The organism is Paraburkholderia sp. TE9906 (assembly GCF_056279605.1).
In genome coordinates, this window is record NZ_JBWCCT010000019.1 from 130,529 (window position 1) to 141,696 (window position 11,168).

At 61.7% G+C, this 11,168-nt stretch carries 10 protein-coding genes and 1 pseudogene; all 11 read left to right on the forward strand.

What is annotated here, in order from left to right; genetic code table 11:
* Positions 1-100: 100 nt before the first annotated feature.
* Complete coding sequence (locus ACZ9H4_RS33455; RefSeq protein ID WP_408153542.1) at positions 101-985, forward strand: GNAT family N-acetyltransferase; 885 nt, start codon at positions 101-103, stop codon at positions 983-985.
* 15 nt (positions 986-1,000) lie between these two features.
* Positions 1,001-1,924 carry a 2-hydroxyacid dehydrogenase gene (locus ACZ9H4_RS33460; protein WP_476122516.1) on the forward strand — a complete coding sequence of 308 codons (924 nt, stop codon included), beginning with the start codon at positions 1,001-1,003 and terminating at the stop codon, positions 1,922-1,924.
* A gap of 195 nt (positions 1,925-2,119) precedes the next feature.
* Positions 2,120-3,544 carry an aspartate aminotransferase family protein gene (locus ACZ9H4_RS33465; RefSeq protein WP_408153546.1) on the forward strand — a complete coding sequence of 475 codons (1,425 nt, stop codon included), beginning with the start codon at positions 2,120-2,122 and terminating at the stop codon, positions 3,542-3,544.
* 62 nt (positions 3,545-3,606) lie between these two features.
* The gene (locus ACZ9H4_RS33470) at positions 3,607-4,104 is read left to right on the forward strand and encodes an Lrp/AsnC family transcriptional regulator (protein ID WP_408153548.1); all 498 of its coding nucleotides are present in this window, start codon (positions 3,607-3,609) and stop codon (positions 4,102-4,104) included.
* Positions 4,105-4,374: 270 nt separating this feature from the next.
* Entirely contained in the window at positions 4,375-5,469 is a 1,095-nt protein-coding gene (locus ACZ9H4_RS33475) for a tartrate dehydrogenase (RefSeq protein ID WP_408153550.1), read from the forward strand.
* A gap of 56 nt (positions 5,470-5,525) precedes the next feature.
* Positions 5,526-6,998, forward strand: coding sequence for an NAD-dependent succinate-semialdehyde dehydrogenase (locus ACZ9H4_RS33480; RefSeq protein ID WP_476122517.1), 1,473 nt, complete (start codon positions 5,526-5,528; stop codon positions 6,996-6,998).
* Positions 6,995-7,987, forward strand: a complete 993-nt coding sequence (locus ACZ9H4_RS33485; protein WP_408153554.1) for a M14 family metallopeptidase — start codon at positions 6,995-6,997, stop codon at positions 7,985-7,987. The genes ACZ9H4_RS33480 and ACZ9H4_RS33485 overlap by 4 nt, the downstream gene beginning before the upstream one ends.
* A 49-nt stretch (positions 7,988-8,036) precedes the next feature.
* Positions 8,037-8,381, forward strand: coding sequence for a cupin domain-containing protein (locus ACZ9H4_RS33490; RefSeq protein ID WP_408153556.1), 345 nt, complete (start codon positions 8,037-8,039; stop codon positions 8,379-8,381).
* 391 nt (positions 8,382-8,772) lie between these two features.
* Positions 8,773-9,378 (forward strand): TetR/AcrR family transcriptional regulator, encoded by a 606-nt coding sequence (locus ACZ9H4_RS33495; protein ID WP_408153558.1) that lies wholly within the window; start codon positions 8,773-8,775, stop codon positions 9,376-9,378.
* 125 nt (positions 9,379-9,503) lie between these two features.
* A complete protein-coding gene (locus ACZ9H4_RS33500; protein ID WP_476122518.1) occupies positions 9,504-10,193 on the forward strand; it encodes a type 1 glutamine amidotransferase domain-containing protein in 690 nt (229 codons plus the stop codon).
* A 109-nt stretch (positions 10,194-10,302) separates the two neighbouring features.
* Positions 10,303-10,831 (forward strand): annotated as a pseudogene (locus tag ACZ9H4_RS33505) (SDR family oxidoreductase); the annotation flags it as partial.
* Positions 10,832-11,168: the final 337 nt, after the last annotated feature.

The following is an 11,168-nucleotide window of genomic DNA, read 5'->3' on the forward strand; positions in this document are numbered from 1 at the left end:
ACGGGATTCTGGTGAGGCAAGATAAAAGGAACGTCCTATTAACGACGCAACCGAAATGCGACAGTCGCAGGCAAGTGTGACGTCTTTCAAGGAGTGAGCCGTGTCCGGATCCGCAGAACAAGAAACGCTTATCTATCGACGCTTTACCGCTGACGACATCGCGGCCGCGCATGGCCTGTCGATGGCGGTCAGCTGGCCGCATCGTGCCGAAGACTGGCGCTTTGCCGCCGATGCGGGAAGCGGGTTCGTCGCCGAAGAGGCCGGTGTCGTGCTCGGCACGGCGCTGTTCTGGAAGTTCGGCGCCGATCGCGCGACGCTCGGCATGGTGATCGTGTCGCCGGAGCATCAGGGCCGAGGGATCGGCCGCAAGCTGATGATGCTGGTGCTCGAAGAAACAGGCAGTCGGGTGACCTTTCTGCACGCGACCACGGCCGGTCAGCCGCTTTACGAAAAGCTCGGTTTCCACGCGTGCGGATCGCTCGAGCAGCATCAGGGCGCGGTGTTCCAGCCGCCGCTCGTGTCGCTGCCTGCGGGTGAACGTCTGCGGCCGCTGGGCGTCAACGATACGCCGCAACTGGTCGAACTCGCGTCGCGCGCATGCGGACTGGATCGCAGCGCGGTGCTGCCCGCCCTGCTGCAGGCCGCCGACGGCATCGCGCTGGACCGCGACGGCGAACTGCTCGGTTTCGCGTTGTTCCGCCGTTTCGGTCGCGGGTATGCGATAGGTCCGGTGGTGGCCGCAGATTCCCCCGATTGCAGCCGTGCGAAGGCGCTGATCCGCCATTGGCTCGCGCTCAACGAGGGCGCGTTCGTGCGGATCGACGTGCCGACCGGAAGCGGCCTGACCGACTGGCTGATCGGGCTGGGCCTGCCGCGCGTCGACAAGGTCGTGAAGATGGTCCGCAATGCGGAGCCGTCGCATGTCGAAGGGCCACCCGATACGCTGTTCCGCCAGTTCGGCATCATCAATCAGGCGATGTTGTGACGCTGACACTCCGCCGTGACCTTTCTCTATAAAGCCGATCCGGTTCGCGGCGCGCAATGGGCCGAACGCTTCGCGCTGCGTGCGCCGGACCTTCCGTTCCGGGTTTGGCCCGATATCGGCGACCCGACCGAGGTCCGCTATCTCGCCGCGTGGTCGCCCGGCGATCTTGCCGAGACACTGCCGAAACTCGAAGTGGTGTTCTCGGTCGGCGCGGGCGTCGATCAGTTCGACCTGACACGCGTGCCGCCGCATCTGCCGGTCGTGCGGATGATCGAGCCGGGCATCGTGGAAGGAATGGTCGAATACGTGACCGAAGCCGTGCTGGCCGTGCATCGCGATCTGTTCGACTATGCGTTGCAGCAGCAGGCGCGCGTGTGGCAGGCGTTGCCGGTGCGAGCGGCGTCGACGCGCCGCGTCGGCGTACTGGGCCTTGGCATGCTCGGCACGGCGGTGCTCGAACGTCTGAAGCTGTTCGGCTTCGCCTGTGCGGGCTGGAGCCGTTCGCCGCACCAGATAGAGGGCGTGGACTGTTATGCGGGCGGCGCGTCGCTCGACGCGTTCCTCGCCCGCACCGATGTGCTCGTCTGTCTGTTGCCGCTCACCGATGCAACCCGCGGGCTGCTGTCGCGCCGGGTGTTCGACGCGCTGCCCGACGGCGCGTCGCTGATTCATACGGGACGCGGCCCGCAACTGAACACCGTCGATCTGCTCGACGCACTGGGTTGCGGACGTCTGCGCAATGCGGTGCTCGACGTCACCGATCCCGAGCCGCTGCCTGCCGATCATCCGTTATGGACGCAGCCGCGCGTGCGCATCACGCCGCACATCGCCAGCGCCACGCGTCCCGACGGCGCGGTCGATGCGGTTCTCGACAACCTGTGCCGCCATCGCAACGGTGAAGCGATGCTCGGAGAGATCGACCGCGAACGCGGCTATTGAACCCGATGCACGCGTACGCACTGGTTCGTACGCACTGTTGTTAAGCGGGCGCGGCAGAATATGCTGCGCATTGGGTGCAAAACGCGTCAACTGCGTTCTTTGAGCTTTTTTTTGGCGGTACGGCAGGTAGCGGGCAATCGTTAGTATGGACCGGTCAACAGTTACTTCCGCTCCAACCCGCGACGAGAACCCAACATGCCGAACCAATCGCTTATCGAAGCCGACCGCAAACACCTGATCCATCCGGTCATCAACTATCGCGCGCATGAAGCGCGCGGCGTCACCGTGCTCGAATCGGGCCACGGCGCGTATCTGCGCGACCGCGACGGCAACGAACTGCTCGACGCATTCTCGGGCCTGTGGTGCGTGAACGTCGGTTATGGCCAGGACAGCATCGTCAAGGTTGCAGCCGAACAGATGGCGCGCCTGCCTTACGCGACCGGCTACTTCCACTTTGGCTCCGAGCCTGCGATCGAACTGGCGGAGAAACTGGTGTCGTATGCACCGGCGTCGCTGCAACACGTGTACTTCACGCTCGGCGGCTCCGATGCGGTCGATTCCGCGATCCGCTTCATCACGCATTACTACAACGCGGCCGGCCGTCCGTCGAAGAAGCACATGATCGCGCTGGAACGCGGCTATCACGGCTCGTCGTCGATCGGCGCGGGGCTCACGGCCTTGCCCGCGTTTCATCGCAACTTCGATCTGCCGCTGCCGAGCCAGCATCATTTGCCGTCGCCATATCTGTACCGCCAGCCAGCAGGTGTCGATGCGAGCGCACTGATTGCGAAATCGGTGGCAGCACTCGAAGCGAAGGTCGCCGAACTCGGTGCGGACAACGTCGCGGCGTTCTTCTGCGAACCAATCCAGGGTTCAGGCGGCGTCGTGGTCCCGCCGGTCGGCTGGCTGAAGGCGATGCGCGACGCGTGCCGCCGTCTCGACATCCTGTTCGTCGCCGATGAAGTGATCACCGGGTTCGGTCGCACCGGCCCGCTGTTCGCATGCGAAGCCGAGCACGTCGAACCGGATCTGATGACGATAGCGAAGGGTTTGACCGCCGGCTATGCGCCAATGGGCGCCGTGCTCATGTCGGATGCGATTTATCAGGGGATTGCCGGCGAAGCAAACGACACGGCGATCGTCGGTCACGGCCATACGTATTCCGCGCATCCGGTCAGCGCGGCGATCGGCCTCGAAGTGCTGCGGCTTTATCACGAAGGTGGGCTGCTCGCGAACGGCCAGGCGCAGGCACCGCGCTTCGCTGCCGGTCTCGATGCGCTGCTCGACCATCCGCTGGTTGGCGATTCCCGGCATCGCGGCCTGCTCGGCGCGCTCGAACTCGTATCGGACAAGGACAGCAAGCAGGGCTTCGATCCGTCATTAAAGCTGTCGGACCGGATCGCCGCGGCGGCCTATCGCAATCAACTGGTGTTCCGTGCGTTCGGCGACAACATCCTCGGCTTTGCTCCCGCCCTGTGCTATACGGAAGCCGAATTCGACCTGCTGTTCGTGCGCCTGAAACGCACGCTCGACGAAGTCATGAACGAGGCGGATGTGCGCGCCGCGCTCAAGGGTTCGTCCCACGTCGGATCGTCCGGAACAAGGCGCGCGGCAGCATAACGGCGTGATAACATCGGCATGCCTTTAAAGTATAACCTTCGATCGTCAGACCGACCCAAGACATGAGTAGCGACTGCAAACTGGACCGGATTGACCTGCGCATTCTTTCGCAACTGCAGAAGAAAGGCCGCATTACGAATGTCGAGCTTGCCGATGCCGTGGGGCTCTCACCCAGCCCCTGCCTGATCCGTGTGAAACGCCTGGAAAAAGCCGGCTATATCATTGGCTATGGCGCACAGATCCAGCTTGAAAAGCTGGGCGATGTGCAGGTGGTGTTCACCGAAGTCACGCTCGCCGATCATCGCCGCGAGGACTTCATCAAGTTCGTCGCGGCGGTTCGCGATGTGGACGAAATTGTCGAATGCCATCTCGCAAGCGGCGGCTACGACTATCTGCTCAAGTTCGTCACGCGCAGCGTGAGCCACTACCAGAGCATCGTCGAACGGCTGCTCGAACGCGACATCGGCATTGAAAAATACTTCAGCTACGTGATCATCAAAACGCCGTTCATCAAGACACACTACCCGCTCGAAACGCTGTTTTCGCAGAACCACAATTGAACGATTGACGCGGGGCCTGGATCGACTGTCTCCGCTCTAGCGCCCCGGCTCTACGCCCACCGCGTCTTTCTTTCGTTCCGCTTTGTCTCCCTTTCGCCAACGCCACACGACGCCCTCGAAGCGTCGTGTATTGCGTTCGCACGCGCTTTTCGGAATGCGTGCCGCGTACGCGCGTCAAATGCAGATTTTTATGCTGCGCACGCCCGCATAGAATGGATCTGATCGTTTTATGCCAGCGCGTCGGTACGCGCCCATCAGGAGAGACCCGGTATGACCCGCAGTTATCGCATTGCCGTGATTCCCGGCGACGGCATCGGCGTCGAGGTGATGCCCGAAGGCTTGCGCGCGCTCGAAGCAGTGAGCCGACGTTTCGGTATCCAGTTCGACTTCAAACACATCGAATGGGCGAGTTGCGACTACTACGCGCAGCACAGCCAGATGATGCCCGACGACTGGAAAGCGCAACTGCACGACTGCGACGCGATCCTGTTTGGCGCGGTCGGCTGGCCCGACAAAGTCCCTGACCATATTTCGCTGTGGGGTTCGCTGCTGAAGTTCCGGCGCGAGTTCGACCAGTACATCAACCTGCGTCCCGCGCGTCTCTTCGAAGGCGTGCCGTCGCCGCTGGCCGGACGCAAGGCCGGCGATATCGACATCATGATCGTGCGCGAAAACACCGAAGGCGAGTATTCGTCGGTGGGCGGCACGATGTTCGAAGGCACCGAGCGCGAAGTCGTGATGCAGCAATCCATCTTCACGCGCCACGGCACAGAACGCGTGTTGAAGTTCGCGTTCGATCTCGCGCAGCGTCGCGAGAAGAAGATCACCGTTGCGACCAAGAGCAACGGTATCTCGATCAGCATGCCATGGTGGGATGCACGCGCCGCCGAAATGGCCGCGCGTTATCCGGACGTCAAGTGGGACAAGCAGCACATCGACATCCTGTGTGCGCGCTTCGTGCTGAACCCGGACCGCTTCGACGTGGTGGTTGCATCCAACCTGTTCGGCGACATTCTCTCGGACCTCGGCCCCGCATGCACCGGCACGATCGGCATTGCGCCGTCGGGAAATCTGAATCCGGATCGCAGGTTCCCTTCGCTGTTCGAACCGGTTCACGGCTCCGCGCCGGATATCGCCGGCAAGCACATCGCCAATCCGGTTGCGATGGTGTGGTCGGCGGCGATGATGCTCGATTTCCTCGGCAACGGCGAGGGCATCGAACGCGAAGCGCACGACGCCATGCTCGACGCTATCCAGCATGTGCTGAATGAAGGTCCGCGCACTGGTGACCTCGGTGGCAAAGCAAATACGACGGAAGTCGGCAAGGCACTTGCTGCACGGATCGCCGGAACTGAAGCGCGCTGATCGCGACACACGCGCACGAGACACGCACAGATTACGAATCAACGAAGAGACCGCCCATGTCACTTGAACAGCAAGCACGTCCTCTGATCCGCACGGACAACTTTATCGAAGGACGTTGGGTTGCCGCGCAAAGCGGCAAGCGCTTCGCCGTCACCGATCCCGCGACCGGCGAGCGCATCGCCGAAGTCGCCGACAGCGGCCCGCAAGACGCGCGCGCCGCCACCGACGCCGCCGCCCGCGCGCTGCCGCAATGGCGCGCACGGCTGCCCAAGGAACGCGCCGCCGTGCTGCATCGCTGGCACGCGCTGATCCTCGCGAATCAGGACGCGCTCGCGGCGCTGATCTCGCTCGAACAGGGCAAGCCGCTCGCGGAAGGACGCGGCGAAGTCGCATACGGCGCATCGTATGTCGCGTGGTTTGCGGACGAAGCCACGCGCATCTACGGCGACCTGATCCCGCAGCAACAGCGCGGCAAGAAAATGAGCGCGGTGAAGGAGCCGATCGGTATCGTCGCCGTGATCACGCCGTGGAACTTTCCGCTTGCGATGATCGCTCGCAAGATTGCGCCTGCACTCGCGGCAGGCTGTACCGTGGTCGGCAAACCGGCTGAAGACACGCCGCTGACCGCGCTCGCGCTGGTCCAGCTTGCGCACGAAGCCGGCGTGCCGGCGGGCGTGCTGAACCTGATCGCGTCGTCGCGCGACTCGGCGGTGGAAGCCGTCGCCGACTGGCTCGGCGACAGTCGCGTACGCAAGATCACGTTTACCGGCTCAACGCCGGTCGGCAAATATCTGGCGCGCGAATCGGCTGACACGCTCAAGAAGCTGTCGCTGGAACTGGGCGGCAATGCACCGTTCATCGTCTTCGACGATGCGGATCTCGACGCAGCGGTCGAAGGTCTGCTTGCCGCGAAATTCCGCAATGGCGGACAGACCTGCGTGTGCCCGAACCGCGTGTACGTGCAGGACAGCATTTACGATCGCTTCGCGGCGCGTTTGCGTGAGCGGGTCGCTGCGTTGCGCGTCGGACCGGCGACGGACGACGCGTCGCAAATCGGTCCGATGATCAATCCACGCGCGGTCGACAAGATCGCGCGTCACGTCGAGGATGCCCTCGCCAACGGCGCGACGGTGCTAGCAGGTGGCCGCCGTCTGACCGAATTCGGTCCGAACTACTATGCGCCGACCGTACTCGGCGACGCGTCGTCGAAGATGGCGCTGTGCGGCGAAGAAACTTTTGGGCCGGTCGTGCCGCTGTTCCGTTTCGACACGGAACAGCAAGCCGTCGATGCGGCGAACGACACGCCATTCGGTCTTGCCGCGTATTTCTACAGCGAGAATCTGCGCCGCATCGAACGCGTATCGCATGCGCTGGAAGCGGGGATTGTCGGAATCAACGAAGGCGCGCTGTCGTCGGAAGCCGCACCGTTCGGCGGCGTGAAGGAATCGGGCTACGGTCGCGAAGGCTCGAAATACGGCCTCGACGACTATCTGTCGATCAAATACCTGTGCCAGGGAGGATTGGAATGAACAACGAAGCGAACCACGCGAACCACGCATATCCGATCGAAATCGAGTTCCCCAATATTTCCGCGCATGCCGAAGGCAACACCGGCATCGCCTACGTGCACACGTTCGACTCGGGCATGCCCGGCCCACACCTGATGATCAATGCGCTGACCCACGGCAACGAAGTGTGCGGCGCAATCGTCGTGGATGCGTTGTTGCGCGCCCGGTTACGGCCACGGCGCGGCAAGCTGACGCTGTCGTTCGCGAACGTCGATGCGTACGCGCGTTTCGATCCGCAACGCCCTGACGCCGCGCGCTTCGTCGACCAGGACTTCAATCGCGTGTGGAGCACGACCGTGCTCGACGACCTGTCGCGCACATCGAGCGAACTCGAACGCGCGCGTCAGATGCGTCCAGTAGTCGATACCGTCGATGCATTGCTCGACCTCCATTCGATGCACGAGAAAAGCGCGCCGCTGATCGTCTCTGGTCCCCTCGACAAAGGGATCGCGCTGTCGGTTCAACTCGGCACGCCCGCCACCGTGATCTGCGACGAAGGCCATCCGGAAGGACGCCGGATGCGCGACTACGAAGACTTCGGGCGCGACACGAGCCCCAGGAACGCGCTGCTGATCGAGTGCGGTCAACATTGGGAAAAGAGCGCCGTGACGGTTGCACGCGACACGACGGCGCGCTTTCTGCTGCTGGGCGGCGTAGTCGACGAAAGCGACCTGCCTGACGGCTGGCTCGCGCCATTGCCGTCGACTCTGCATGTGGTGCGCGTCACCGAACCGGTCGTGGCAAAGAGCATGGATTTCCGCTTCGCGGGTCCGTACACCGGGCTCGAAATCTTCGATAAAGCGGGCACCGTGATCGGCTGGTCGGACGGCCAACCGGTTGTCACGCCGTATGACGATTGCATGCTCGTGATGCCGTCGCTGCGTCAACTTCGCCCCGGCGTGACCGTCGTGCGGCTCGGCAAGATCGAACAGCGCATTGAACGCGGGTGATCTTCAGCCTCATTTCCGTCCAGTCATTCAACTTCCAGGACAGCATCTCGTGAAAGTTCAGCAGATCAAAGAGGCCGTACTGTTTCAACCGCTCGAAGACTGGGGTACCGCCGCTTTGCCAGGCACCGAACCAGCGCGGGTCTCGGGACGCCAATACGTGATTCCGGGCGCGGAAGCGGTCGATACCGGCGTGTTCGAATGCTCGCCGGGGACGTACCGCCGCGCGGTCAAACAGGCCGAGGTCATGCACTTTCTAGCGGGTTCGGGATCGTTCACACCGGACGGCGAAGACACGATCCACTTCACCGGCGGCGATACGTTGTTCTTCGAAGCGAACACTGAAGGACTGTGGAAGGTGAATGAGACGATGCGGAAAATTTACGTGATTTTCTAGGCGACGCCGGCCTCGCCGAACATCGCTCGCGCTACAACCGGACGTCGCCGTCAAACCGTTGCGGCGCCCTCGACTTCGGTCCTCAGTCCGAAATGCAGCGCAATCGAATTCGCGCCGCGCGTTGACCACCCATGGAGGTCGCTCAATCCTCTTGACTGGCAACCGGCATCGTGAACTCCACGCCCTTGTCAGCACTGTCGGGCCGACGTTGCATGATGGCCGCCGTCAATCCAGGATGGCGACACCTACGACGAACCCGCTGCCTTCCACCCCCGGTTGACGACGTGGTGGACATGATGCGTCCGGTAGTCCGCGCACCAGGTGGGGCAACGACACGAATCCCTTTTTTAGTTTTATAGACGACTGGTCTACTATTGGCTAAAGTCTGTCCATGGCTACCGCAAATACATCTGAAACCATCGACGTCCGCGAGAACATCATTGCCGTTGGCCAACGGCTCATCGGCGCCAAAGGCTTTTCGGCAGTTGGTCTGAATGAGGTTCTGTTGGAGGCCGGTGTGCCGAAGGGCTCGTTCTACCATTACTTCGGCTCGAAAGATGCGTTTGGTGTGGCGTTGCTCGAAAGTTACTTCGAAGAGTATCTGGGCGACATCGACAGAACGCTTGCAGAGCCGGGGCTGAACATGGCACAGCGGCTGACGAACTACTGGCGGATCTGGCAGGAAACCCAGTCGTTCTACGACTGTCAGGGAAAATGTCTCGCGGTCAAGCTGGGCGCGGAGGTCGCGGATATGTCGGAAGCGATGCGCGGCACACTGAATCGGGGCACCGCGGGAATCGTCAGCCGGTTGGCGCAGGCTATCGAAGCCGGCGTGGCCGAGGGTTCGCTTTCAATCGATGGCAATCCGAAAGACGTTGCGCAGAGCCTTTACCAGTTGTGGCTTGGCGCCAGCATTATGGTCAAGATCGTCCGCAATCTGCAGCCCTTCGAAGTGGCAGTGATGACCACACAGCAGATGCTCCACCTTGGTCCCTGACGAATTGGGACGGCAAGCGCACTTTCCCGAAAGTGCTTTTTTTAGGCCTTTTTACTAGACGACTGGTCTACTATTTCCAGCCGATCTGCTCACCGATTCGATCACTCACCCGATGGAGAATTGACATGAAAGTATTGATGGTTCTGACTTCGCATGACCAACTGGGTAACACGGGCCGCAAGACGGGTTTCTGGCTCGAAGAACTGGCAGCTCCCTATTACGCGTTCAAGGAAGCCGGCGTCGAAATCGTGCTGGCTTCGCCCAACGGCGGCCAGCCGCCGCTCGATCCGAAGAGCAATGAGCCGGCCAATCAGACCGACATGACGCGCCGCTTCGAACTGGACTCGCAGGCGACAGCGCAGCTTGCCGCTACGGTGCGGCTCGATAGCGTTTCGCAGACGGACTTCGATGCGGTGTTCTACCCGGCCGGTCATGGTCCGCTGTGGGATCTCGCCGAAGACAGAAACTCGATCGCGTTGATCGAATCCTTTGTCGCCGCCGGTAAGCCTGTCGCGCTGGTCTGCCACGCGCCCGGTGTGCTGCGTCATGTCCGCACACCGAATGGCGCACCGCTGGTAGATGGCAAGAAAGTCACCGGATTCGCCAACTCAGAAGAAGCCGCGGTCGGACTGACCGATATCGTGCCGTTCCTCGTTGAAGACGAGCTGAAGGCCAAGGGCGGCGTTTACTCGAAGACCGATGACTGGGCATCGTATGTCGTCACAGACGGTCTGTTGATTACTGGACAGAACCCGGCTTCGTCGTCGGCGGCTGCGGTCACTTTGATGAAGCACCCGGCACTCGCCACGAAGTGAAACGAGCCGCGCGCCGTCGATGGCGCGCGGCGACGCGTCCCCTTGCACGACGTCGAACAGCCTTGAATACGTCGGCCCAGGTGAACCGTAATGGTGAACTTCGCACGCTCTCGACGTGCTCATCAACAATGCGGGATTGATGCCCATCCGGCCGATGTCCGAAGTGAACACGGACGAATGGGATGCGATGATCGACGTGAATCTCAAGGGCACGCTACGGTATTGCTGCCGCGTTGTCGCGTTTCATCGCGCAAGGCAGCGGGCACATCATCAACCTGAGTTCCGTGGCAGGCATCAAGGTTTTTGCGCCGGGCGGGACAGTCTACTCAGGCACCAGGTTCGCGGTTCGCGGTTCGCGGTTCGCGGTTCGGGTGATTTTGGAAGGGCTGCGCCAGGAAATCGGCGACAAGATTCGCGTCACGTCGATCGAACCGGGCGCGGTGGACAGCGATCTCAAGTTCAGCACATCCGGCGCGGCGAAGGAAACCGTGCCCGACTTTTATCGTCAGGCCATTCCAGCGACCTCGGTTGCGCGGGCCATTGCTTTTGCGATCGAACAACCCGGCGATGTAGACATCGAAGAAATCGTACTGCGTTCAACCAGTCCGGCTTTTCGACGAACAGAAGGGTGCAATTGATGCCGATCGTACTGCTGCGCAAGTGTGATCGAGGTGCAACGTGGGTACGAGTTGCATCGCGGTCCTGCTGTAGTCGCGAGCCGGTCTTCATATCAAAGTTGAACGAAGCAGACAACTTCGAGTTGACGAGACCGCCGGGCAACTGAAGTCAGCAGGCAAGCGCGCAATTGCCTGTCGCCAAAAACAACCCTCCGCTGCGAACTCGAAGGACGATGTCAGAGCCGGTGGAGCGGCAGTTTGATCGAGCCTGTCAGAATTTTAGTGTGCCGAGGTCATGAGACGATAACGGAAACAACGTCCTATGACCGAAGCAACCGTGAACAAGAAGAGCAAGAAC

Bases quoted from the DNA above. Each gene is read 5' to 3' on its own strand.
- ACZ9H4_RS33495 (WP_408153558.1), top strand. From the start codon at position 8,773: ATGGCTACCGCAAATACATCTGAAACCATCGACGTCCGCGAGAACATC.
- ACZ9H4_RS33480 (WP_476122517.1), top strand. From the start codon at position 5,526: ATGTCACTTGAACAGCAAGCACGTCCTCTGATCCGCACGGACAACTTT.
- ACZ9H4_RS33485 (WP_408153554.1), top strand. From the start codon at position 6,995: ATGAACAACGAAGCGAACCACGCGAACCACGCATATCCGATCGAAATC.
- ACZ9H4_RS33475 (WP_408153550.1), top strand. From the start codon at position 4,375: ATGACCCGCAGTTATCGCATTGCCGTGATTCCCGGCGACGGCATCGGC.
- ACZ9H4_RS33470 (WP_408153548.1), top strand. From the start codon at position 3,607: ATGAGTAGCGACTGCAAACTGGACCGGATTGACCTGCGCATTCTTTCG.
- ACZ9H4_RS33500 (WP_476122518.1), top strand. From the start codon at position 9,504: ATGAAAGTATTGATGGTTCTGACTTCGCATGACCAACTGGGTAACACG.
- ACZ9H4_RS33465 (WP_408153546.1), top strand. From the start codon at position 2,120: ATGCCGAACCAATCGCTTATCGAAGCCGACCGCAAACACCTGATCCAT.